This window comes from Streptomyces sp. NPDC020917 (assembly GCF_044333795.1).
Taxonomy (GTDB): Bacteria; Actinomycetota; Actinomycetes; order Streptomycetales; family Streptomycetaceae; genus Actinacidiphila.
In genome coordinates this window covers 494,338-518,186 of record NZ_JBIRRR010000003.1, presented here as the reverse complement: position 1 = coordinate 518,186, position 23,849 = coordinate 494,338, and the positions used below count along the sequence as shown (strand labels likewise).

Below are 23,849 nucleotides of genomic sequence, written 5' to 3'. Positions count from 1 at the left end.
CTTGTCTCAAGTACGGGACGCTCACCTGGTTTCGAGCTGGCTGACCCGTCGTCGGGTCGCGTCGCCGTCGCGGAGTTCCGCCACGAGTTGTACGCCCAGCCCGGGCTCGTCGGACGTGATCGCCTTTCCCTCGCGGATCTGCGGCAGGCCGGTGACGATCCGGGGGTACCACGTCCGCAGAAACGCGCGGACGGTCTCCTGGAACAGGGCGTTGGGCTGGGACATCGACAGATGGAAGCACGCTGCCAGGGTGATCGGGCCGGTGCAGTCGTGCGGCGCGATGGGTATCGCGAAGGTGTCCGCACTGGTGGCGACCTTGCGGGCCTCGGTGATCCCGCCGGTCCACTGCACGTCCAGTGTCGCGTAGGAGATCTTGCCCTGCTGCAGCAGCGGGAGGAAGCCGCGACGCCCCACAGCCGTCTCGCCGAGCGCGATCGGCACGCCGACTTCATCGCACAGAGCGCCGAGCGAGTCGGTCGCGTCCGGCCGGATCGGGTCCTCGACCCAGAAGGGCCTGAACGGCTCGAGCGCGCGGCAGATCTCGACTGCGGCCCGGCGCGACCATAGGCCGTGCAGCTCGATCATCAGGTCCATGTCCATGCCCACGGCCTCGCGGATCTCGCTGACGATGCCCAGGGCAGCGCTCAGATTCTGCGGACGGATACGGGTACCCGCCGAGGCTTCGGCCGCCCGGTCGAAGGGCCAGATCTTCATGCCGCGCAGACCCTCTTCGTAGAGCTCCTTGGCCAGGGCACCGGGGCTGGAGAGGAACGCGCGCAGATCCTCGTGGACACCGGCCGCCGACTCCCCCCAGTTGGAAGAGGTCTGCCGCGAGGTCCGCTGGATGTAGTCGGGGCCGGCACAGGTGTTGTAGACGTCGATGCTGTCCCGGACCGGGCCGCCGAGCAGCCTGGCGACCGACTTGCCGGTTCGCTTGCCCAGCAGATCCCACAGAGCGATGTCAACCGCGCCGTTCGCGCGTGTTTCCACGCCGCCACCCTGGAATCCCACGTAGGGGGCGAGTAGCGTCGCGGTCGCTTCGGGAGCCGGATCCTCCCGGCCGAGGAGCAGCGGCGCGACATGGCTGTGCAGATAGGCCTCGACTGCGGCCGACTGGAAGAAGGCGTCACCGAGGCCCACTTCGCCCTCGTCGGTGTGCAGCACGAGGACGCACAAGTTGTTCTGGAACCGGGGTCGCAGGGTTTCCAAGGCTACGATTCGCACGCGAGACATGCCTTTCGTTCATTCGCTGTCAGGGCGTAGACGTGCCCGTCCCGCGAGAGACAGTGGGCAGGACGGCCTGCCGGCTGAGCGGTCGCTGCGCTGGTCCGTGCCACCGACGCGCCCTACCTCCCGTGATCAGGCGACCTTCGCTTCGCGCGCGCTCACCGCAGCGATGTTGGAGGAGTCGACCACTTCCGCTCCGGTGTCGTAGGTGAAGGACGGGTAACCCGGGTCTATCTGCTGGGCCAGCAGAGCCGCAGCGACCCAGCCCTGGGCCCAGGGATTCTGGCCGATGGTGTAGTCGATGCTGCCGTCCTTGATCCCGGCCAGTACCGGGGCAGTCATGTCGAATCCGCCGTTGGCGAACTTGCCGACGAGGTTCTTGCTCTTGGCCCACGTGGCCACGAACTGGCACTCGAAGGCCGTGCCGGCCCACCCCGCGACAGAGTGCGGGTCGCGACGGTAGCGGCCGTCGATCTTCGAAACCGCCCCGGCCTCGTCCGTTCCGACGATGAGGACCTCGGTGGTGAACTTCGTCCCGTGCGTGTCGTTGTATTCCGACACTGCCTGGCGGATGCCGTCGCCTCGCTGTTCGAGGGCCGAATTGCCGGCCTGGATCTTGCCGATGACGATCGCACCGCTGGTGCGGCCGGTGTGCTTGGTGATGTGCTTGAGGATCTGGTTCCCGGCGGTGACCCCGGCGGGAACGAAGTCCTGACCCACGAAGCCGACGCCGAGCTTCTGGTAGTCCTTGCTGGCGACATTTGACAGGATGACCGGGATGTCGGCGGCCTGCGCCGACTTGATGACGCCGTCGTAGGACTTGTCGTCGATGCGAGTGAGAATGAGGCCGTTCGGCTTGGCGTTGACCGCGTTCTGCATCATGTTGACGACGGTCAACTGATCGAATGTGGCTGGGCCGATGAATTGGGTCCGCCACCCCATCGCGCTGCCGAAGGCCTCGAAACCCTTCTGGACAGGCGGGAAGAAGCTGTTCTTCTCATGGACGACGAAGATGACCTTCTTGCCCTTCTGCGATCCCCCGCCGTCGCCGGCCTGAGCCGACGAGGAGTGGGGCTGGCACGCGGAGAGCGCGCCCGCGGCGACTACGGTGAGGCCGCCGCCGAGGATGCCCCGGCGACTGATTCTGCCGGAGGGACCGGTCGAGGTGGTGTCGGACATCCAACTCATCTCTCTTCGGGGAAGGCCGCTCCGGAGACGGGACAGAGCGGAGCAAAATGGGCACAAGGGGCCAGGGGGGAGTGCTGGAGTGTGGTGCCCGCGTCGCGGGGACCGGATCCGGTTCCGACGCGTCAGGAGGTGAGGAGAGGGCGGGGCGCTGTCAGCGCATCGCCGTCTGACGGGTTGCGACCAGCCGGTTGACCAGAACCGCGGCGAGGATCAGCCCGCCGGTGGCCACCTGCTGCCAGTTGCCGTCGACTCCGAGCAGCACCAGGGCATTGGCGATGAGGCCGGCGACCAGGGCGCCGAACAGTGTCCCGGTCACGCTGCCCACGCCGCCGCTGAGGCTCGCCCCGCCGACGACGACCGCGGCGATGACGCTCAGTTCGAAGCCGTTTCCCGTCAGCGGGTTGGCACTGCCGAGCCAGCCGACGAGAACGACGGCGGCCAGGCCGCACAGTGCGCCGGTCAGGCTGAAGCACAGAACCTTGACCCGGTTCGCGCGGATACCGGCGTTGACTGCGGCCTTCATGTTGCCGCCGGTGGCGTATATGTCGTAACCGAACTTGGTCCGGCTCAGCATCCAGCCGAGGACCAGCATGACGCCGGCCATCCACACCGTCTGCGCCGCCAGAGATCCGACGCTGCTGCCTCCGACGAGGCCGTGATACTGCTTGCTGACGTTGGCCATGACGGGCTCGCCGGCGGTGAGCAACAGGGCGAAGCCGCGGAGGATCGCCAGCCCCGCCAGGGTCACGACGAACGACGGGACCTGGAAGACCGTGGTCACCAGGCCCTGGACCAACCCGATGCCCGCACCGAGGGCGATGACGACCGCGGCTGCCACGCCCGTCGGCAGCGACCAGTCGGTCAGCGACTGGGCCATCACGACGGTCAGTAGGCCGTACTGCGAGCCGACCGACAGGTCGATCTCGCCGGCGACGACGACCAGCGTCATACCAGTGCCGATGATGCCGATGAACGCGATCTGCTGCGCCACCGAGAGCAGGTTCTCACTGGTCAGGAAGTTGTTCACGAAGAACGCGCAGTAAAGGAAGATGGCGGTGGTGGCTACCAGGACGCCGAACTCGTGGGCGCCGAGCATCCGGCGCATGATCCGCGATTCGGCGTCGCGGTCCTGTCTCTCGACGGCAGGAGTGGTGACGGTCACTGGGCGCTCCTGGGTGCACTGGTGCCCGTCGTGGATGCGGTGGGTGCCTCCGTGGACGGGCCGAGGATGTGGGAAACGGCGCCGGCGGCGGTGTCACCAAGGATCAGACCGACGACATCGGCCGCGCTCGTGGAGTGCACGTCGCGGATGCCCTGCACCTGCCCGGCGCGCATCACCACCACGCGGTCGGCCACGGCGAGCACATGGTCGACGTTGTGGCTCACCACCACGACCGCGGTTCCCCGCTCCCTGAGCCCCGTGATCAGCTTCAGGACGTTCGCCTGCTGCTCGGGGCCCAACGCGGCGGTCGGTTCGTCGAGCAGGACGACCTTGCCGCCCTGGTGGACGGCCCGGGCGATGGCGATGCACTGGCGCTGCCCGCCCGACAGGCCGCCGACCGGCAGGCGCACGGAGGATATCCGGATGCTGAGCTCGTCAAGAACGGCGCGCGCCTCACGGCGCATACGGCGGCGGTCCACGACGAACCCGCGTCGGGGTTCTTGCCCGAGGAACACGTTGGTCGCCACGTCCCTCTGGTTCACCAGGGCCAAGTCCTGGTAGACGACCGAGATCCCGTGCGCGGTGGCGTCCCGCGGGCTTCGCATCGACAGAGGCCGGCCGGCCATGGTGATGGTGCCCGAGTCGGGGCGTATCGCTCCGCAGAGCACCTTCATCAGGGTCGACTTGCCGGCACCGTTGTCCCCCATGAGGCCGACGACCTCTCCATCGGCGATGGTCAGACTGACGCCGCGCAATGCCTCCACGCCGCCGAATCTCTTGCGGATGTCTGCTACTTCCAGAAGCGGCATTGACCTCGGTGTCCTCTCGGTCGGGTTCCGGGGGCGGCCGTTCAGTCGTTGTGGTCAGGGAGAATCGCGCGGTGCGTTCGCAGCACCTCCGCGAGGTCCGGGCTGCTGGTGGCGCGCCGGATGAGGACGTCGGTGAGCGGGGCGTCCAGGTCCGGTCCGTAGAAGTGCTGGGCCGTTTCGATGTGGTCGGTCATCGCGGCGCGGGCGGCGTCCGGGTCCTGGTCGGCGATCGCCTCGAAGACCACGTCGTGCAACGGGACCGCGATCCCGCGTACGGCGCGGTCGGTCAGACTGCGGAGCACGACGCCGTGGGTCAGGGGCCGGATCGACCCGAACATCAACTGGATGACCGGGTTCCGCGAGGCTACGGCGATCGACTCGTGGAAGGCGACGTCCAGGTCGGCGGTCGCGGCGAGCGACTTCTCCCGGTCGAACGCCGCGAGGATCCGGCGCATGTCGGTGAGGTCGTCCTCGGTGCGGTTCTGGGCGGCGAGCGCCGCGGTCTGCCCCTCCAGCATGACGCGGGCCACGACCAGGTCCCGGGCCGTCACCTCGCCGCGGCGGGCGAGTAGCGTCGCATCGCCGCCGTGGCTGCTCGGGCGAAGATCCCGGACGAAACTTCCACGGCCCGCTGAGACCGTGATCAGGCCCCGTTCCTGGAGTGCCCGCAGTGCCTCCCGGATCACGGGGCGGCTCACCTGGTACTCGAGGGCCAGCAGCCGCTCGGACGGGAGCCGAGTGCCGACTCCCCATTCTCCCGAGAGCAACCGCGTTTCCATGGCCGCTGCGACGTCCGCACCCGAGAGCGGAGCATTCGGCTGCGAACTGGTAAGACCGGTCATGCCGATAGGTATACTCGCCGCCGTTCGGCAGCGTCAAGCGTCCACTGACAGGTTCTTCTGCCCGAGCGGCCGCTTGGAACGCGACCTGGTTCAGGGCGATCCGGAGGTTGGCATGGAAGTGGCTTCGCACGAAGGCCCCTGGGGCCTGACAGGACGTCGCGTGATCCTCACGGGCGCGCTCGGCGGGATCGGGCAGACCATCGCCGCGGCGTTCCGGGGAGCAGGTGCGAACGTCCTGCTCACCGACCTGCCCGACGCGAGCACAGCCGGCGAGTCCCTGGCGGTTTCAGGCTTCGCGCGGAGCGCGTACGTGGCCTGTGACATCACCTCCGCGGGTGATGTCCGGACACTGTTCGACCGGGCAGCGGAGTTCTTCGGGGGTCCGGCCGACATCGTGTGCGCGCACGCCGGGGTCGTCGGCTCGCATCCCCTCACGGAGTACCCCGTCGACGCCTTCGACGACCTGATGACGGTGAACTTGCGCGGCTCGTTCCTCGTCGCCTCGGAGGCCGCCCGGCGCTGGCTCGCGGCCGAGGCGCCGGGAGTCCTGATCTTCACCACCAGCTGGGTGCAGGACGTGCCCTGGCCGGAGATCGGCCCCTACTCGGCCAGCAAGGCCGCCGTCCGGTCGCTGATGCGCACCTTCGCCCGCGAACTCGCTCCGCGCGGCGTTCGCAGCAACGCCGTTGCTCCCGGCATCGTCGGCGTCGGCATGGCAAGACGCCAATGGGACTCCGATCCTGCGTACCGGTCCCGCGCGCAGCGCGCGATCCCCCTCGGCCGGCTGCAGACACCGGAGTCGGTGGCCAATGCGGTGCTCTTCCTGGCCTCGCCGCTGTCTGCGTACATGACCGGTGCCACACTGCTGGTCGACGGCGGGGCGAGCCTGTATCCGATGGATGAATAGACCGGCCAGCCCTACCAGTTCAACCGGCGAGTCTTCTGATGTGCGCGAGGTCCACATCCCCGGGTCGACCTCTTGCGCCGCGACCAACGCAGGCCGCCCGGTTCTTCCCACGTAGGCGACGCCGGCGGCACGCAGGACCAATGCCTCGTGATCGCCGATCCCTTGTCGAAAGGATTCAAGCAATGCTCGCTGCCCGATGGCACGGTCGTGACGACATCCGCATCGATGATGTCCCGCCACGAGAACCCCTTGGCGACGAGGTGCTGGTCAAGGTCCACTGGTGTGGTATCTGCGGCACCGACCTGGAGGAGTACCGTTCCGGACCGCTCCTCATCCCGACCGGCAAGCCGCATTCGCTGAGCGGACGCATGGCGCCGCTGACGCTCGGACACGAGATCGTCGGCGAGGTCGTCCGGGCCGCCCAGGACGGAACCGGTCCCGCCGTGGGGACTTATGTGGTTCCTGACGTGGTGAACGGCTGCGGGCAGTGCTGGTGGTGTCTCCGCCACGAAGAGGGCCTGTGCCCGAGCGTTTGCGTGCCGGGCCAACAGGACGACGGGGGGCTGGCCGAGTTCATGGTCGCGAAGGCTCGGACCTGCGTTCCGATCCCGGCGGGATTGCCGATGGAGACCGCGGTGCTCGCCGAACCCGCCGCGGTGGCGGTTCGCGCCGTCCGTAAGGTGCCCGAGATCATCGGCGCCGTCGCCGTGATCGTCGGCGGGGGGACGATCGGCCAACTCACGGCTCAAGCCGTGCTCGCCGCGGGCGCCGCCGACTGCTGGCTGGTCGACCCGTCGGACTACCGGCGCCGATTCGCGCAGGCCCACTCCCACGTCCGTACCTGCGCACCTGAAGACATAGCCGACGTCGTGGCCGGCCTCGGCGCGCCAGGCGCTGACGTCGTGTTCGAGTGCAGTGGCGCCGCTGGACAGTTGACGCGGTCAGTGGACCTCGTGCGGCCCGGCGGTGTCGTCGTGGCCGTGGGACTCGGCTCCGGCACGCAGCTCATCTCGCTCCCGGCCCTCGTCCTCGGTGAGCGTCGGCTCGTCGGATCCGCGGCCCACCTCTGGGATGCCGATGTCGCCCAAGCGGTGCGGATGCTGACTGACGGGCGATTCGACGCCGCCGACCTGGTCACCCATCGGATCCCGCTGCACGATCTGGTGACCGTCGCACTTCCCCTGCTTTCGCAGCCGGACCCCGAGGTCGTGAAGATCGCCATCGACTGCCGCTGACCGCCCGGCGCCCGCGCGCGTGCGGCGAGCGGATCAGCGGTGCACCGGCGCCCGCGCGCCACTGGACCTCTCCTGTCGCAACCGTTGACAGCCCTGAATTCGCATCAGTAATACTGGTCAGACCGGTCTAACAAATCATCCGCCTCGGGCGACCCGTCGATCGGGAGCACCGGGGGTGCAGAGCCCACTACGGGAGGGTTCAACATGATCGAGCGGCAGTCAGAGTCCGCCACACGCCGGGATGTCTCACGTCGGGCGTTCCTCGCCATCGGCGCCGGAGCCTCGGCCGGGGTCGCCTTGGGGCTCGGGGCGGCATCGCCCGCAGCCGCGGCGACGGGGACCACCTATCACGTCTCCAAGAACGGGAGTGACAGCGCGGCGGGGACGAGCGCCTCACCCTTGCTGACGATCAGCGCCGCGGCAAGGAAGGCCCAGCCCGGCGACGTCGTCCTGGTCCGTAGCGGGATCTACCGGGAGGAGGTCGTCTTCCCGCGCGGCGGTACGAGCGACGACATGCGGATCACGTACGCGGCCCACCCCGGGGCTTCGGTGACGGTGACCGGCTCCGATCCCTTCACGAGTTGGACCCAGGTCTCGGGCGACGTCTGGCAGCTCAGAATTGCGAACGCGTACTTCAACGGGTTCAACCCGTACGCGGAACAGGTGCACGGCGACTGGTTCACGGGCGGTCGAACCCATCGCCCGGGCATGGTGTACCTCGACGGTGCCTGGCTGCCGGAAGCGACAAGCCTGGCCGCGGTGAGCTCGCACGCGAGCGCGTCCTGGTGGTCGACGGTGGACGGTCTGGTGGAAGGCACCGCACCGAGTTACAAGCCGAGCTACGACCCGAACGGCTACACGACACTCACCGCGAAGTTCCCCGGGATCGACCCGAACAACGGGGCGGTCGAGGTCGGCATTCGAGGCACGGTGTTCAAGCCGGCCGCCACCAACTACGACTACATCACGATCCGCGGCTTCAACCTCCGGAACGCCGCGACGAACTGGGCCGCACCGACGATGGGCCAGTGGGGGCTCGTGAGTGCCTACTGGTGCAAAGGATGGATCATCGAGGACAACGAGATCGCCTACTCCCGGTGCTGTGGCATCGCCCTGGGGAAGTACTCGGACCAGTACGACGGAACCCGCGGGACGACTGACGGCTACTACCTGACGATCTCTGACGCGCAGAGTTCCGGCGGTTGGTCGTTCGCGAACATCGGCAGCCACGTCGTCCGCAACAACACGATCCACCACTGCGGCCAGACCGGCGTGGTGGGCTCTCTCGGCGGGATCGGCAGCAAGATCACCGGGAATGAGATCTACCACTGCAACACTCAAGGGATCTGGTCCGGAGCGGAAATGGCCGGCATCAAGCTCCATGCCGCCATCGATGTGGTCATTTCCGGGAACCACATCTACCACACCGGCGATAACGCGGGGATCTGGTTGGACTGGATGGCGCAGGGCACCCGGATCGTGGGGAACCTCTTCCACGACAACTCCCGCGACCTCTTCGCCGAGGTCGACCACGGCCCGCTCTTCATCGCGAACAACGTCATGCTGTCAGCCAGAGGGCTCTGGTCGGCCTCTGAGGGGTTGGCCTGGGCGCACAACCTGGTGACCGGGTCGGTGAGCGCGAACTCGGACACGCGACGCACGCCTTACATGCAGCCCCACTCGACGGCAACAGTCGGCCTGGCGACCCTCCCGCTCGGCGCGCAGCAGTGGATGAACAACGTCCTCGGCAGTTCGACCGACCTCTCGGCCTGGGATTCCGCGAGCGCGTCCTACCCGATCACGATGAAGGCGAACGTCTACACGCAGGGTGCGAAGAAGTCCGCAAGGGAACAGGGCGGAGTGGACGCTGCCGCGGTGGCATACTCACCGGCGCTCACGAAGACCTCGCACGGTTGGTACCTCCAGGTGCCACGCGACGACTCCTGGCGATCGACTCAATCACTCGTCAGCACCGCATCGCTCGCCAAGGCGCCGACCCCGAACCAGGCGTTCACGAATGCTGATGGATCGGACATGTCGGTATCGACGGACTTCCTTGGAGTCTCGCGAAACACGACTGTCCCGTTCCCCGGCCCGTTCGAGACCGCCGGCGGTGGAGAGCCGTTCAAGGTGTGGTCGCGAGTCGTGCCGACCACCGACGCCTGGGGCCGGACGCCGAGTCCGAGCGGCCCGGGCGCTGCGACCGACACCGACGGCAACATCACCGTCCTGGCCCGCGGCAAGGGCGACCAACTGTATCGGCGGGCTTTCGACGGCACGTCGTGGAGCGAATGGGGTGCGTGGGGCGGACCAAACGCCGGCACCTTCGCCGGGGCGCCGGCCGTGACCACGGCCAACGGCCGTACCGATGTCTTCGTCCGCGGCACGGACGACCAGCTGTGGCAGCGGACCTGGACCGCCGCAAGCGGCTGGACCGGCTGGACCCCACTCGGCGGAATCCTCGTCGACGATCCATGCGCCGCGACCGACACCGGCGGCAACATCACCGTTGTCGTCCACGGTACCGACGACCAGCTGTATCGGCGGGCTTTCGACGGCACGTCGTGGAGCGAATGGGGTGCGTGGGGCGGACCAAACGCCGGCACCTTCGCCGGGGCGCCGGCCGTGACCATGGCCAACGGCCGTACCGATGTCTTCGTCCGCGGCACGGACGACCAGCTGTGGCAGCGGACCTGGTCCGCCACCAGCGGCTGGACCAACAACTGGACCCGACTCGGCGGAATCACCGTCGCCAATCTCGGCGCCGCGACCGACACCGACGGCAACATCACCGTTGTCGTCCACGGTACCGACGACCAGCTGTATCGACGTACGTTCGACGGCACCTCATGGACCGACTGGGCTGGACTGGGCCGGCCGAACACCGGCACGTTCACCGGTGCGCCGGCCGTGACCATGACCAACGGCCGTACCGACGTCTTCGTCCGCGGCACCCGCAACCAACTGTGGCAGCGCACCTGGACCGCCACGAGAGGCTGGACCGACTGGAGTTCACTCGGAGCCGTTTTCGGCTAACCGCCGCACATCCCTGGAGAAGGACACCCGCTGAGCAGGTGGGGTGTAGCGGGTAAGTAGATTGGTCGGGCGGCGGTCTCACAGAGACAGCCGCCCGAACCTGCGACGCCCTCGCCAGTAGTGACAGCGACGGCAGAAGTCTCCAGGTGATCAGCGGCCGTGCTGCCAAGCGATGGCATTCCGGCCGGCGCCATGCCGGGTGCTCGCCCCGCCACAGGGCGGGGTCGAGCACCCGGCATGGCGCCCCAAGTTCGGCGATGTCCTCTGGGGGGCGGCGAGGTCAGCCGATGGTCAGGTCGTCGACGTAGCCGCGGTAGCCGCCGGTGGAGTTGGGGTTGTCGTAGCCGATCAGGAGCCGGCTGATCTGCTTGCCGGCGTTGCTGGCGCCCAGGTTGACGGTGACGTGGTTCCAAGTGTCGAGGGTCAGGTGCCCGCACTGCTGGGCGGGACTGATGCTGTTGCCGTTCTGGTCGACGGCACCGGAGTCCCGCAGGGGGCTGCCGTCGGTGAAGACCATGTCGACGGCGACGCAGGTGCTGTTGATCGAATCGGCCGGCACCCAGGTAGTGGTGGCATTGCTCTGCGGGTAGATCCAGTAGCTCAGGGTCGTGCCCGTGCCGATCGCCAGCGGGCGGCCGGCGAGGTCGAAGGTCTTCATGAAGGCGTGCACGGCGCTACCGCCCTGCCCGGACCCGGAGTACATCAGGGCGCCGCTGCCGGTGTGCGAGGTCTCGTTGCGGGTCGAGTTCTGGGGGCCGGTCAGGCCGCAGCAGATGCCCGTGACGCCCGCGAGCCCGCCGCCGGTGGTGTCGACGGCGTCGGCCCAGTCCGGGGCCGGGTCGGTGGACTCGAAGCCGGTGCTGAAGCTGCTGATGGGGGTGACGTGCAGCGGTTCGGCGAGCTTGGTCCGGATCGTCTTGAGCGCGGTCCCGGCGGGGGCGAGTTCGAGAGTGTGGTGGCGCGAGGTGGGGATGGTGATCTTCGAACCGGACACGGTGCCGGTGTCCTTGCCGTTGCGGTAGACCTCGACCTTCTGCCCGGGCCAGGGGTTGGTGAAGGTGAAGGAGCCGCCGGCCTGGCTTTCCGCGCGGATGTACTGGACCTTGTTGTTCGAGATGCTGCTGGAGATCAGGAAGCCGCCCCAGGCCCGCAGGTCGCCGAACTTGGCGCTGGTGTTGCTCGGCCAGTCCGCGAACACCTTGATGTCGTCCTGGTGCGACTGCAGCAGCATCTCGTCGAGCCCGGAGGTAGTGACGTTCAGGTTCTCCAGGCCGCCGCCTCCGTGGTGGACGGCGAGGTTGTTGTAGCTGTAGGTGGTGGCTTCCTGGTGCAGGTTGGCCATGATCGTGTCGGGGTTGTAGCCGACCATTGCGGCCGCAGCGTAGAAGGTGGCCGGGGCGTTGTAGTCGTGCCAGCGGGCCAGTTGGCCGATGGTGTTGCGCGCAGTCTGCTGAAGGTCCGCGGGGGAGTCCAGGCCGACGCGAAGGCCCGGGTACACGGCCTGGAGAGCGACGTCGTTGCCGTCGTCGACCCAGCCCAGTCCTTCCGACGTCTCGCGGAACACCGTCTGGTTGTTGCGGGCCATGGTGGGCAGCGGTGCCAGGTGCGTGTTGATGTCGTTCCAGGTCGGGACCAGGGACGTGTCCTGCCCCAGGGCCCCGCTCATGTCGATCAGGCCTCCCATGAGCAAGTGGATCAGGCCAAGGACGTGGTTCGGGTTGGACGCCGGGTAGGGGGCGTTCTCCTGCGAGGCGTCGTTGTAGTCGTTGTAGGTGCCGGTGGAGTCCTTGACCAGGTAGTCCTGCCAGAACAGCCCGACCTGCTTCAGGAAGGGGTAGACCTTGGCCGCGTACTTAGCGTCATGGGTGTACTCGTAGTGCATCACCATGGTGCTGGCCATGTAGACGGCGTCCGACTTCTGGGCCTGGTAGGTATTGGCCGAGGTGCCTCCCCTGGGAGCCAGTGAAACCGGGAACAGGACACCCTTGTACCCGTTGCTGGCCGCGCGGGACAGCCCGGCCGGTACGAAGTCCAGTACCGGCTGGTCGAAGGCGGAGACCTGATCGATGTGGTTGGTGGAGAGCCCCGGGTAGAACGCCGCCTCGTCGTTGTAGTTGGTGAAGTAGCCGCCGTTCCAGTTCATGTTCCTGGTGATCCAGGGGCCCCACAGCCCTGGGGAGTAGGAGTTGCCGTGCTCGGCGCTGCCCAGCAGGTACAGCGAGCCGTACCAGCTCCTCTCGACCGCCTTGTCCGGGATCTCGACGTACGACTTCGACCAGTAGCGTCGCCACCATGCCTGATGCGCACGGTCGAGCTTCGACACATCGGCCGGTGTCAGGGAGGAGACCAGGGCGTCGGCGGCGCCCTGCCAGTCGGCGGTCTCGGTGCTGGCGCCGAACCCGGTGACGATGGTGGAGGTGGTGCCGGGGGTGAGGGTCAGCGAGAGGGTGTTGGACGAGATGGCCGACCCACCCCCGACCACCGTGGTGGCCATGCGGGCCTGCGGGTTGTTCATCCCGCTGGTGTCGGCCACGACGTCAGCGTCAAGGACACTGCTGCTGCCGGACACGGCCGGAGTGCCGCCCGAGCCGTTCTCGACAGTGATCTTCGCGTTCTGGCACGCCGAGCCGGACAGGCGCAAGGAGGTGACGAGCGCGTTCTCGGTGGCCGACATCCAGCTTGTGGCCGTCAGCGTCTCCCCGTCGAGGGAGTACGTGCCCTGGATCCGGGCGTGCGCGATGTCCTGGACCACGTGATAGCTCGACCCGGCGAGGCCCGGAACCGCCAGCACGACACGGCCCAGCGGCCGCACGGAATTGTTGTTGGTCGGGGTCGAGAAGAAGTCGTTCTTGCCCAGGTAGAAAGTCTGGTTGTCGATGGTCCCGCCGACCGTGGCCCCGAAATCGCCGTTGCCCACCAGTGGCGCGTCGACGGTCTCGCCGTTGAGTAGCTGGGACGGCGGGCTGCTCCACTCGCCGGCGTACTGCTGCACGGTGCGCCAGGCCTGGCCGGCGGTGGCCGAGGAGGACATGGCCGAGGGGTTCCACGTCGAGCCGGGCGAGGTCGGCCGGGACAGCGGGGTGGCCTGATCGGCCAGGGCCGGTCCGGACAGCGCCGTCGTCAGCGTGGCGCAGACGATCGCCACGACCGCGGTGCTGCCGAGGGCCCGTCTGGGCCGTGCTCTGAGATGCGTGCACTGGACTGCGGCTCTCATGGAGTGGACCTCTCATCCTGAAAACAGCGCTGGAAGGGAGCAAGCGAAACGGCCATGACCGGGATGTCCGGGCGGTAAGTGCGGTCGGGTGCTGCCGGGCGATGGCATTCCGGCCGGCGCCATGCCGGGTGCTCGCCCCGCCACAGGGAGGGGTCGAGCACCCGGCATGGCGCCGCAAGTTCGGCATTGTGTTCTGGTGGGTGGCGAGGTCAGCTGATGGTCAGGTCGTCGATGTAGCCGCGGTAGCCGCCGGTGCCTGCGGGGTGGTCGTAGGCGACGGTGATCCGGTCGATCTGCTTGTCGGCGTTGTCGGTGCCCAGGTTGACGGTCACGTGGTTCCAGGTGTCGAGGGTCAGGTGGCCGCATTGGTAGGCGGGGTGGATGCGTTGGCCGTTCTGGTCCACGGCACCGGAATCACTCAGGGTGCTGCCGTCGGTGAAGACCAGGTCCACGGCGACGCATTCGCTCTCGGTCGACCCGGCGGGTACCCACGAAGTCGTGGCGTTGCTCTGCGGGTAGATCCAGTAGCTCAAGGTCTTGCCGGCTCCGATGGCCAGCGGACTGCTGGTGAGGTCGTAGATCTTCGTGTACGCGTGAACCGAGTCCCCGCCCTGTGCGGAACCGGAGTACATCAGGGCGCTGCTGCCGGTGTGCGACTTCTCGTTGGTGCGGGTCCCGGCTTGAGGGCCGGTGAGCCCGCAGCAGATGCCGGTGACGCCCGCAAGGCCGCCTGCGGTGGTGTCCACGGTGTCGGCCCAGGTCGGCGCCGGGTCGGTGGACTCGAAGCCTGAGGAGAAGCTGCTCGTCGGGCTGGGCTGCATCGGCTGGCTCAGCTCGGTCCTGATCGTGGCCAGGGAGGTACCGGCCGGAGCCAGGTCGAGGACGTCGCCGGCCGAGGTGGAGAGGGTGATCTTCGTGCCCGTCACGGTCCCGTTGTCGTGGCCGTTGCGATAGACCTCGACGCTGCCCGGCCACGGGTTGGTGAAGGTGAAGGTGCCACCGGCCTGGCTGACGGCCTGGATGTACTGAACGGAGTTGCTCGCCGTGCTGCTGGACACCAGGAAGTCGCCGTAGGCGAGCAGGTCACCGAACTTCGCGCTCGTGTTCGCGGGCCAGTTGGGGAACACCTTGATGTCGTTCTGGAAGGACTGCAGCAGCATCTCGTCCAGTCCGGACGTGGTGACGTTCAGGTTCTCGATGCCGCCGCCCCCGTGGTGGACCGCCAGATTGCGGTAGCTCTGGGCCGTCGCCTCGTTGTTGAGGTTGCTCAGGATGGTCCGGGGGTCGTACCCGACCATCGCCGCTGCGGCGTAGAACGTGGCCGGAGCGTTGTAGCCGTGCCAGCGGGCCAGTTGGCCGACGGTGTTGCGGGCGGTCTGCAGCAGGTTCGGGTCGCTGTCCAGGCCGACCTGCAGGCCGGGGTAGACCGCCTGGATGGCGATGTCGTTCTCGTCGTTGACCCAGTCGTTGCCGACCGAGGTCTCGCGGAAGACCGTCTGGTTGTTGCGGGCCATGGTGGGCAGCGGAGCCAGGTGGGTGTCGATGTCCTGCCAGGTCGGAATGAGGGCGGCATCCTGACCGAGGGCGGTGCTCATGTCGACCAGGCCGTGCATGAGCAGGTGGATCAGGCCCAGTGACAGGATGGCATTGGTCTGCGGGTAGGCGGCACCCTCCTGCGGGGCGTCGTTGTAGTCGTTGTAGGTGCCGGTGGAATCCTTGACCAGGTAGTCCTGCCAGAACCGCCCGACCTGCTTCAGGAACGGGTAGACCTTGGCGGCATAGGCCGGGTCATGTGTGTACTCGTAGCGCATCACCATGTCGCTGGCGACGAATGCCGCGTTGGACTTCTGGTTGTACAGATGCGTGTCGCTGCTGGTGCCCTTGGGGGACAACCCGACCGGGTAGAGCACGCCGGTGAACCCGTTCTGCGCGGCCAGGGCCTCACCCGCCGACTGCCAGTCGAGCACCGGCTGGTCGTAGGAGTCCATCTGGGCGATGTGGTTGGTCGACAGTGCCGAGTAGAAGGGGGCCTCGTAGTTGTAATTGGTGTGGTAGTCGCCGTTCCAGTTCGCCTTCCCCGTGACCCAGTTCCCCCACAGGCCCGGGGCGTACTTGCCGGACCGGGAGACGCAGCCGAGCAGGTACAGGGAGCCGTACCAGCTCTTCTCGACCGCCTTGTCCGGGATCTCGACGTAGGACTGCGACCAGTAGCGCTGCCACCAGGAACGGTGCGCGGCCTTGTGCTTGTCCACCTTGGACTGGGTCAGGCCGGAGACCAGCGCGTCGGCGCTCGACTGCCACGACGACGGTTGGTCGATGCTGGAGACGATCCCGGCGACCAGGGTCGAGGTGGTGCCCGGCTGTATCGTCATGGTGATCGTGTCGCCGGAGATCGACTGGCTCCGGCCGAGGGTCCGTGCCGCGATCCGGGCGTGCGGATCGCTGCCGGTCCCGGTGTCGGCGTACACATCGGCGTCGAGGTCGGCGTTCCTGGCGTCGCCCTTTGTGGTGTCCGTCGTGGAGATGCTCGGCTCGCCGCCCGAACCGTTCTGCAAGGTGATGCCGATGGGCTGCGCGTTCCCGCCGGTCAGCGTGAACGATGTGACGAACGTGCCGGAGTTCGCATCCGTCCAACTGGTCGTGCTCAGCGTCTGGCCGTTGAGCGTGTACGTGCCGCGCACCTCGGCGTGCTGGATGTCCTGGACGACGTTGTACGACGAGCCCTTCAGCCCGGCGGCACTGACGACGATCCTGCCCAGCGGTTTGATCGCGTGCGTGGACGACGACCAGAAGTCGTTCTTGCCGATGTACATCGTCTGGTGGTCGATCGTCCCGCCGACCGCGACGCCGATGTCGCCGTTGCCCATCAGCGGTGCGTCCGTGGTCTCACCGTTGGTCAGCACACTGGGCGGAGACGTCCACACGCCCTGGTACGTCGCGACGATGCGCGACGCCTGGTGCGCGACGACGTGCGACGCCTGATGGCCGGTGACGGTGTCCGCCACGGCCGGGCGGGACAACGCGGTGGTCACCGTGGCACAGAGGAGTGCCACGACGGCGGCGGTGCTGACGGCCCGTCTGGGCCTTGATCGGAGTCTCATGAATCGGACCTTTCTCGACTGGCGGTAAGGGTCGACGATCGCAGTGGCGCCGGACGGAGCAGCGAATCGCCTGTCTCCGTCCGCCAAGGCGCCCGCACCGGCGCGAGCGCTTCCGATCCGTGGTCGCCCAGCGGCGAAGTGGGAACGGGCCGAGACGCAGTAGCGACGACATGGCGAGAAAACGTTATCGCGAGGGTGGCGCGCCCGGCACTGTCTGTCAAGTGCCTGTCACGCCGCCGTAACCGTGGTGTCGGCTCAGACCGGCATGGCGCCGGGCCCGCGAACCTGCAACGCGACCGGGACCACGATGGTCTGCACCTCCCGGGACGGGTCGGCGATGCGGGCACGCAGCAGGTCCACTGCCGTGCGGCCGATCTGGGCCGTGTCCTGCGCGATGACGGTGAGGGCGGGATGCATGAGGTCGGCGAGCGGGACCTCGTCGAAGCCGACGATCGCGAGCTGCGCGGCCGCGGTCCGCCCGAGCCGGCGCAGGACCGCGATGGTGGTGTTCATGTTGCCGGTGATCAGTGCGGTGGCAGGGGCCGGGCCGTGCAGCACGGTGTCCAGGGCGGTGGACACCTGCTCGGCGGTGATGTCACCGGGGTGCACCAGGCCGTCGACCGGGAGTCCGTGGGCGAGGAGCGCGGCACGGAACGCCATGGCGCGTTCGCGGCCCGCGAGGACGCGCTCGCTGTCGCCGATGTAGGCGATGCGGCGGTGTCCGTGCTGGTGCAGATGGTGGAACGCCATGCCGATTCCTGCGGCGTTGTCGGACATCACGCAGTCGGCCGCGATCCCGTTGATCGGCTGGTCCACGGACACCAGCGGCATGCCGGCGGCCACCTCGGGCTGCAGGTAGTCGTGGTTGTCACCGATCGGCTCGATGATGATGCCGTCGAGGCGTTGCCGGCACATGGAGATCAGGATGTCGCGCTCCCTGGCCTCGTCGAAGTCGGTGGAGGAGGCCAGCAGAGTCAGCCCGGTCGCGCGGGCCGTCTGTTCGATGGCGGCCAGCACCGGGTTGGTCTCGGCGATGCGTCGCACCGCAGCGCCGATGGCGCCCGTGACGCCGGTGCGCAACTGGCGGGCCCGCTCGTCCGGCTGGAAGTTCAGGGCCTTGATCGCCGCCTCGACCTTGGCGAGGTTCTCCGGCCCGACCGTCGGGTCGTTGTTGACCACGCGCGACACGGTGCGCAGCCCCACCCCCGCCTCGCGTGCGACGTCGACCATGGTCGGCCGCTTGGGCCGTCCGCCGTCCCCGCCCCGTCCCCGGCTCATCGGCATTCCCCTCATCGTGTCGGGTGTGGTTGCAGTATCGCCGCGTCGTTACTGGGTGGTTGGCTCTTGACATCTTCCCGTAACCCGCACCTATCCTCGCGATAACGTTATCTCGCTGTTCCTCCAGCGTCGATCCCCCCCGCGAGCCGCCCTCACTCGCGGGCACATCCACCCTCAGGAGAGTTCATGCGGCACAAGACTCTGACCGCGGCCTGCCTGGCCGTGGGGCTCGCGCTGGTGACCGGGTGTTCCGCGGCCTCCACGTCTGCGGGCGCGAAGGGCGACTCCACCCTCACCTACCTGACGTTCGAGACCCCGAGCCTGACCGCGAAGTTCTGGGACACCTCGATCGCCAACGCGGAGAAGCAGGTCAAGGGCGTCTCGGTGAAGAAGATCGTGGCCCCCAGCACGGATCGCGACGGCTACGCCAAGCAGCTCCAGGCGTCGGGACAGTTCCCCGACCTGCTGCAGTCGATCACCCCGTCGACGTTCGTCGAGGCGGGGCTGCTGAAGCCCTACGACCAGAGCTGGGTGAACGCCAACTTCCTGCTGCCGCAGGGCAACGCGTACAAGGGCAAGGTCTACGTCCCTCCGACCAATTCGCAGATCATCCCCGAGGTCTTCTACAACAAGAAGCTGTTCGCGAAGGCGGGCATCACCGCGGCGCCCAAGACGTGGGCGCAGTTCACGGCCGTGTGCGCCAAGTTGAAGGCGGCCGGCATCACCCCCATGGAACTGGGGGGTGGTGATCCGTTCGCGGCGTCGATGCCGCTGGTCGGCATCCTGTCCGCGGACGTACTGGGCAAGGACCCGCGCTGGCTGCAGGAACGCTACGCCGGCAAGGTCAAGTTCACCGACGCCAACGTCGTGGCGGCGGTCACCAAGTACCGCGCGATGGTGAAGGACGGGTACTTCGAGAACGGCGCGCTGGGGGTGAAGTACGCCGACTCGATCACCAACTTCACGTCCGGCAAGGCCGCGATGTACATGATGGGCAGCTGGTTCCTCGGCTCGGTGCCCAAGGACCACGCCGACGACTTCGCGGCGTTCCTGACCCCCACCGACGACGGGTCGCTGGTCGTGCCCTTCGCGGTCGGCGGGTCGATGGCGATCAGCGCCAAGACGGCGGATCCGGCCAAGGCGACGGCGTTCGCGCAGGCGTGGTCGCTGGACCCGGCCAACTACAAGGCGCTGATCGAGGGCGACGGCGCGTTCCCGATGCTCAAGGGCAAGTCGCTGGCTGACTACGGCGTCAACGTCACGCAGGTGTTCAAGGACTCCTACACCTACGTCACCGACAAGAACACCAAGGTCTCGGCGTTCGGCTGGGCGACCAACGACGACTCCATGCCCTCCGGGCTCAACGACGCCTTCTACGCCGCCAGCCAGGCCCTGTTCACCTCCGACGACGTCCACGGCCAGATGGCCAAGCTCGACTCCGCCTGGGACGCGGCGACCAAGTGAGCCACGGCGCCGGCGCCGGGCACACCAGGCACGGCGCCCGGACGCACACCCACCGACTCCGCCAAGGGAACCCGCCATGACCACCCGAGCCCGCCCGCGCCGCGGCGACCCCGCCCTCGGCGTCATCGCCCTGCTGGTGCTGGGACTGTACGCCCTGTTCATCCTCGTCCCGGTGATCATGAGCGCCTGGAAGAGCCTGACCAACGAGAACCCGCTCCGCGCCCACGCCCGGTTCATCGGAGTCGACAACTACCGGGAGATGGTGCACGACGGCGCCCTGGCCTCGAGCCTGACCTTCACCCTGGTGCTGGCCGCCGCCGTCACACTCGTCGCCAATGCGCTGGGCATCGCCTTCGCGATCCTCCTGAACAAGACCTCGCTGAGCTTCCGGATGATGCGTACCGTCGCGTTTCTCCCGCAGGTGCTGTCCGGAGTGATCGTCGGTTTCGTGTGGCGCTACATCCTGGCCCAGGACGGCATCCTCAACAGCGTCCTGACCTCGCTCGGGATCATCCGGCACCCCGTCACCTGGCTCGGCAGCCCCCATCTGGCCATGTTCTCCGTCGGGCTGGTCGCCGCCTGGGTGCTCACCGGCTTCACCACCGTGGTGCACCTGGCGGCGCTGCAGTCCATCCCGGTCGAGCTTTACCAGGCAGCGATGGTGGACGGGGCCGGCCGCTGGCAGCGGTTCCGGCGGATCACCTTTCCGATGCTGGCCCCGGGTACGACCATCAGCGTCACCATCTCGCTGATCACGATGCTCAAGCTCTACGACGTCATCGCTGTGCTGACCTCCGGCGGCCCCGCCGACTCCACGCAGTCCACCGCCCTCTACATCATCAAACTCGCCTTCACGGACGACCGGTTCGGCTACGCCTCCGCCGTGGCCATGCTGCTGCTCGCGGTCTGCGCGGTCATCTCGCTGTTCGTGACGGGCCTGCTGCGCCGCCGGGAGGTGGACCTGTGACCACATCGACCCCGCAACGGGCGGTACCGCAGAGCCGGATCGCCCCGCCGCCCGCGCACGTACCGCTCGCCCACCGCCGCAGGTGGGCGGCCAAGGGCCACCTGGTCGCCGCCGGACTGCTGACCCTGGCGTTCGTCAGCCCGATCTACCTGACGATCGTCAACGCCTTCAAGTCGCAGGACCAGATCATCAAGAACCCGGCGGCGCCCCCCGTACCGCCGACCCTGCACAACCTCACCGACGCCCTGTCCCGTCCCGACCGGATCGTCCAGATCGGCCTGAGCAACTCGGCGGTCACGGTGGTCGCCTCGGTGCTGCTGATCATCCCGCTCGGCGCCGCCTTCAGCTTCTGGCTCAGCCGCCGCCCGGCCCGGCTGCGGCGCGCCGTCCTCGCCTGCTTCTCCGCAGGACTGATGGTCCCGCCCGCGGTGATCCTGCTGCCCACCATCAGGATCCTGACCTACCTCCACCTGGACCACACTTATGCCGGACTGGTGCTGGCCAACGTCGGCGGCGGGTACATGTCGTTCGCGGTCTTCGTCTACTCCGGGTTCCTGCGTTCCATCCCCGGCGAGATCGTCGAGGCCGCGACCGTGGACGGTGCCGGGACCCTGCGGGTCTGGTGGACGATCGTCATGCCGCTGCTGCGCCCGGCCACCGCGACCGTCGCCGTCTTCCTGTCGCTGTGGATCTGGAACGACTTCATGAACCCGCAGTTCATCCTCGGCCCGCTCCGGGGACAGACCATCACCACCGGCATCTACCTGTCGGTCGGCCAGTACTCCACCAACTACGCCCAGTTGTTCGGCGTGATGATCCTCGCCGCGGTGATCCCCGTCGCCGGCTACCTCGCCCTGCAACGGCAGTTCATCGCCGGACTCACCACGGGAGCCACCAAGTGACCCAGTTCGACGCCGGGATCGAGGAGATCCTGGTGCTGCACCACAGCCACCTCGACGTCGGCTACACCCACTCCCAGCCGATCCTGTGGCGGCTCCAGTCCGAGTACGTCTCCCAGGCGCTGGACTGGCTGGAGGCCACCGCGGACCTGCCGGAGGACCACCGGCCGAAGTGGACCTGCGAGGCCACGGAGCCGGTGCGGCGCTGGCTGGCCGACGCCCCCGCCGACCAGATCGTCCGGTTCAAGGACCTGTGCGACTCCGGGCGCATCGGGCTGTCCGCACTGCGCTGGCACGTCAGCGCGACGATCGACCGGGCCGGGATCCGGCGGCTGCTGGCCGGCAAGCGGGAGCTGGAGGACGCGGTCGGCCGGCCGATCCCGGTGGCCTGTCAGCACGACGTCAACGGGATCCCCTGGCCGATCGCCGACGAACTCCTGGACGCCGGCGTGGATCTGTTCGTCATGGCGGTCAACCCGCATCTCGGCGGACCCGTGGAACCCCGGCCCGGGCTGTTCGCCTGGGAAGCCCCCTCGGGACGGCGGCTGCGCGTGTTCAACGGCAGCCACTACACCATGTTCGACCAGATCCTGAACGCCTGGGACGACTCCGTCGAGCAGATGGCCGCCGGCTGGGACGCCTTCGCCGAGCGGCTCCGCCGCGCCGACTACCACCTGCCGTTCGTCTACCTCACCTCGACCTGTTCCCCGATTATGTGGGACAACGCGCCGCCGAACCCGTATCTGCCCGACCTCATCCGGCGCTGGAACGAGCAGGGGCGCGGGCCCCGGATCCGCTATGCCACCTTCGACGACCTCCGGGAGCGGATACAGCGGATACCCGATGGGGAAGTCCCGGTCCTGTCGGGCGACTGGACCGACTACTGGTCGTTCGGCGTCGGCAGCGTCCCGGCGGCCACCGCGACGAACCAGCAGACCAAGCCGCTGCTCGAGACCGCGCAAGCCCTGGGGGCCGACCCGGCGCTGCTGGCCGAGGCCGCAGAGCACGCCGACGTGTTCGACGAGCACACCTTCAGCTTCTGGGACTCCGACCCGGGCAACCCGCAAGCCCGGGCGATCGAGACGATGAAGCAGGCCGCCGCGTACCAGGGGCATGAACTGGCCGCGTTCGCGGTCATGGACGGGCTGGAGCGGCTGGCCGGGAACCCGGTCGCGGACAAGGGGATCGCCGGGGTACTCGTCTGCAACCCCACCCCGTACCACCGCACCGTCGCCCTCGATCTGCCCGCCGCCTGGTTCGCGGATCCGAGCCCGGCCACCGAGCGGACCTACCGCGCCAGCCGGATCGTCCACGAGAACCGGCCCTGGCGCGTGCCCGCCCCCGGCGAGCAGCGCCGCGATACCGGGACCGTCGAACTGGCTCCCGGCGCCTGGCGGGTCATCTCCGTTGCCGACCTGCCCGCCCCGGAGTTCCCGGGCCGGCCCACCCACGAGGTCATCGCCAAGCCCAGCTCGGCCCGCGAGCTGAACTTCGCCGCCGCCATCGACCGGGTGGCGTCCACCGGCCGTATCGAGTCGCCGTTCCACGTGCTGACCTACGACCCGGACTCCGGGCGCATCACCTCCTTGACGGACCGGGCCACCGGCCGCGAAGTGCTGCGGCCGCGACCGGGCATGGATCTGCTGTCGTTCATCCGGGAACGGCCCGACGCCCTCGCCGACGGCAGCCGGCGCGCCTTCTACCGGCGCAACCTGGACCGCGAGATGCGCGACGAGTCCTGCTGGGAGCCCTGGGCCCCGATCCGCGAGCCCGCCGAACGGGTACTGGACTGTTCCGTGGAAGAACGGCCCGGACGCGTGATCTTCCAGCGCCGCTTCGCCGCGACAGGCACCCGCGCCCTGGTCCAGCGCGTCACCTTCGACGCGGTCGACCCGGTGATCCGCATCGACGTCGACATCGATCTCGCCGGCGATCACCATCCGACGGGGATCTACCTTGCCCTGCCGTTGGCGCTGGAGTCGGGCTGGCGAGCCGTGTTCGACACGGCGGGCCGGATGGTGGCTCTCGACGATGAGCAGCTGCCCGGCTCCTCCCGCGGCTGGGTGACGGCGCAGTCGGCCGCGGCCATGGGGGACGAGCACGGCGCCGTGGCGCTGCTGACCCCGGACGCGCCGCTGGTCCAGTTCGGCGGGTTCCACTTCGGGCCCCCGCCGCAGGCCGTCGACCGCGACGCCGACCCGCTGATGCTGAGCTGGGTCGCGAACAACTACTGGGACACCAACTATCCCCAAGTCCAAAGCGGCCCGGTCAAGGTGCGCTACGGGCTCCTCACGTTGCCCCGCGCCGACTTGGCTGAGATCGCCGAGCAGGCCGCGAAGTTCCGCAACCCGGTGCTCACCTGGCCCGTGACGACTGGGGGCCGCGGCCCGTCGCAGGGCCGGCTGTAGCCCAAGGCTCCCGTCGCCGTGGGCTACCGGAGAGGCCGGCGGCCGTCGACGGGGATGTGTGCCTGGCGGTCGACGTCGCTCACGCGTCGGCCGCGAGGCGCCTGCCAAGCAA

15 protein-coding genes are annotated in these 23,849 nt (G+C 68.3%); 7 read left to right on the top strand and 8 right to left on the bottom strand.

What is annotated here, in order from left to right; translation table 11 throughout:
- Positions 1-21 precede the first annotated feature (21 nt).
- The 5 genes from ACH4TG_RS09210 to ACH4TG_RS09190 form a co-directional block, all read right to left on the bottom strand.
- A complete protein-coding gene (locus ACH4TG_RS09210) occupies positions 22-1,224 on the bottom strand; it encodes a mandelate racemase/muconate lactonizing enzyme family protein (RefSeq protein ID WP_398241539.1) in 1,203 nt (400 codons plus the stop codon).
- A gap of 135 nt (positions 1,225-1,359) precedes the next feature.
- A complete protein-coding gene (locus ACH4TG_RS09205) occupies positions 1,360-2,406 on the bottom strand; it encodes a substrate-binding domain-containing protein (protein ID WP_398241538.1) in 1,047 nt (348 codons plus the stop codon).
- Positions 2,407-2,566: 160 nt separating this feature from the next.
- Positions 2,567-3,577, bottom strand: coding sequence for an ABC transporter permease (locus ACH4TG_RS09200; RefSeq protein WP_398241537.1), 1,011 nt, complete (start codon positions 3,575-3,577; stop codon positions 2,567-2,569).
- Entirely contained in the window at positions 3,574-4,386 is an 813-nt protein-coding gene (locus ACH4TG_RS09195; protein WP_398241536.1) for an ATP-binding cassette domain-containing protein, read from the bottom strand. Before ACH4TG_RS09195 ends, ACH4TG_RS09200 begins: the two co-directional genes overlap by 4 nt.
- Positions 4,387-4,427: 41 nt before the next feature.
- Positions 4,428-5,228, bottom strand: coding sequence for a FadR/GntR family transcriptional regulator (locus ACH4TG_RS09190; RefSeq protein ID WP_398241535.1), 801 nt, complete (start codon positions 5,226-5,228; stop codon positions 4,428-4,430).
- A gap of 73 nt (positions 5,229-5,301) precedes the next feature.
- Between ACH4TG_RS09190 and ACH4TG_RS09185 the strand changes: the two genes are divergently transcribed.
- The 3 genes from ACH4TG_RS09185 (at position 5,302) to ACH4TG_RS09175 (ending at position 10,406) form a co-directional block, all read left to right on the top strand.
- Positions 5,302-6,135, top strand: coding sequence for an SDR family NAD(P)-dependent oxidoreductase (locus ACH4TG_RS09185; RefSeq protein WP_398241534.1), 834 nt, complete (start codon positions 5,302-5,304; stop codon positions 6,133-6,135).
- A gap of 182 nt (positions 6,136-6,317) precedes the next feature.
- The gene (locus ACH4TG_RS09180) at positions 6,318-7,370 is read left to right on the top strand and encodes an alcohol dehydrogenase catalytic domain-containing protein (RefSeq protein ID WP_398241533.1); all 1,053 of its coding nucleotides are present in this window, start codon (positions 6,318-6,320) and stop codon (positions 7,368-7,370) included.
- 399 nt (positions 7,371-7,769) lie between these two features.
- Positions 7,770-10,406, top strand: coding sequence for a right-handed parallel beta-helix repeat-containing protein (locus ACH4TG_RS09175; RefSeq protein WP_398241532.1), 2,637 nt, complete (start codon positions 7,770-7,772; stop codon positions 10,404-10,406).
- A 280-nt stretch (positions 10,407-10,686) separates the two neighbouring features.
- Here ACH4TG_RS09175 and ACH4TG_RS09170 read toward each other — a convergent pair whose 3' ends face one another.
- From ACH4TG_RS09170 to ACH4TG_RS09160, 3 genes are all read right to left on the bottom strand, one after another.
- The gene (locus ACH4TG_RS09170) at positions 10,687-13,620 is read right to left on the bottom strand and encodes a glycosyl hydrolase family 95 catalytic domain-containing protein (protein WP_398241531.1); all 2,934 of its coding nucleotides are present in this window, start codon (positions 13,618-13,620) and stop codon (positions 10,687-10,689) included.
- A gap of 209 nt (positions 13,621-13,829) precedes the next feature.
- A complete protein-coding gene (locus tag ACH4TG_RS09165) occupies positions 13,830-16,673 on the bottom strand; it encodes a glycosyl hydrolase family 95 catalytic domain-containing protein (protein ID WP_398241530.1) in 2,844 nt (947 codons plus the stop codon).
- Between the two features lie 303 nt (positions 16,674-16,976).
- The gene (locus ACH4TG_RS09160) at positions 16,977-17,999 is read right to left on the bottom strand and encodes a LacI family DNA-binding transcriptional regulator (RefSeq protein ID WP_398241529.1); all 1,023 of its coding nucleotides are present in this window, start codon (positions 17,997-17,999) and stop codon (positions 16,977-16,979) included.
- A 186-nt stretch (positions 18,000-18,185) separates the two neighbouring features.
- Between ACH4TG_RS09160 and ACH4TG_RS09155 the strand changes: the two genes are divergently transcribed.
- From ACH4TG_RS09155 to ACH4TG_RS09140, 4 genes are all read left to right on the top strand, one after another.
- Positions 18,186-19,463: an ABC transporter substrate-binding protein gene (locus ACH4TG_RS09155; protein WP_398241528.1), complete on the top strand. Its 1,278-nt coding sequence runs from the start codon at positions 18,186-18,188 to the stop codon at positions 19,461-19,463.
- A gap of 76 nt (positions 19,464-19,539) precedes the next feature.
- Positions 19,540-20,430, top strand: coding sequence for a carbohydrate ABC transporter permease (locus ACH4TG_RS09150; protein WP_398241527.1), 891 nt, complete (start codon positions 19,540-19,542; stop codon positions 20,428-20,430).
- Positions 20,427-21,332: a carbohydrate ABC transporter permease gene (locus tag ACH4TG_RS09145; RefSeq protein ID WP_398241526.1), complete on the top strand. Its 906-nt coding sequence runs from the start codon at positions 20,427-20,429 to the stop codon at positions 21,330-21,332. The genes ACH4TG_RS09150 and ACH4TG_RS09145 overlap by 4 nt, the downstream gene beginning before the upstream one ends.
- Complete coding sequence (locus ACH4TG_RS09140; RefSeq protein ID WP_398241525.1) at positions 21,329-23,737, top strand: hypothetical protein; 2,409 nt, start codon at positions 21,329-21,331, stop codon at positions 23,735-23,737. The genes ACH4TG_RS09145 and ACH4TG_RS09140 overlap by 4 nt, the downstream gene beginning before the upstream one ends.
- Positions 23,738-23,849: the final 112 nt, after the last annotated feature.

Excerpts from the sequence above, each read along its gene's own strand:
- ACH4TG_RS09205 (WP_398241538.1), bottom strand. The coding sequence starts at position 2,406 with ATGTCCGACACCACCTCGACCGGTCCCTCCGGCAGAATCAGTCGCCGG.
- ACH4TG_RS09195 (WP_398241536.1), bottom strand. The coding sequence starts at position 4,386 with ATGCCGCTTCTGGAAGTAGCAGACATCCGCAAGAGATTCGGCGGCGTG.
- ACH4TG_RS09190 (WP_398241535.1), bottom strand. The coding sequence starts at position 5,228 with ATGACCGGTCTTACCAGTTCGCAGCCGAATGCTCCGCTCTCGGGTGCG.
- ACH4TG_RS09180 (WP_398241533.1), top strand. The coding sequence starts at position 6,318 with ATGCTCGCTGCCCGATGGCACGGTCGTGACGACATCCGCATCGATGAT.
- ACH4TG_RS09170 (WP_398241531.1), bottom strand. The coding sequence starts at position 13,620 with ATGAGAGCCGCAGTCCAGTGCACGCATCTCAGAGCACGGCCCAGACGG.
- ACH4TG_RS09160 (WP_398241529.1), bottom strand. The coding sequence starts at position 17,999 with ATGAGCCGGGGACGGGGCGGGGACGGCGGACGGCCCAAGCGGCCGACC.
- ACH4TG_RS09155 (WP_398241528.1), top strand. The coding sequence starts at position 18,186 with ATGCGGCACAAGACTCTGACCGCGGCCTGCCTGGCCGTGGGGCTCGCG.
- ACH4TG_RS09150 (WP_398241527.1), top strand. The coding sequence starts at position 19,540 with ATGACCACCCGAGCCCGCCCGCGCCGCGGCGACCCCGCCCTCGGCGTC.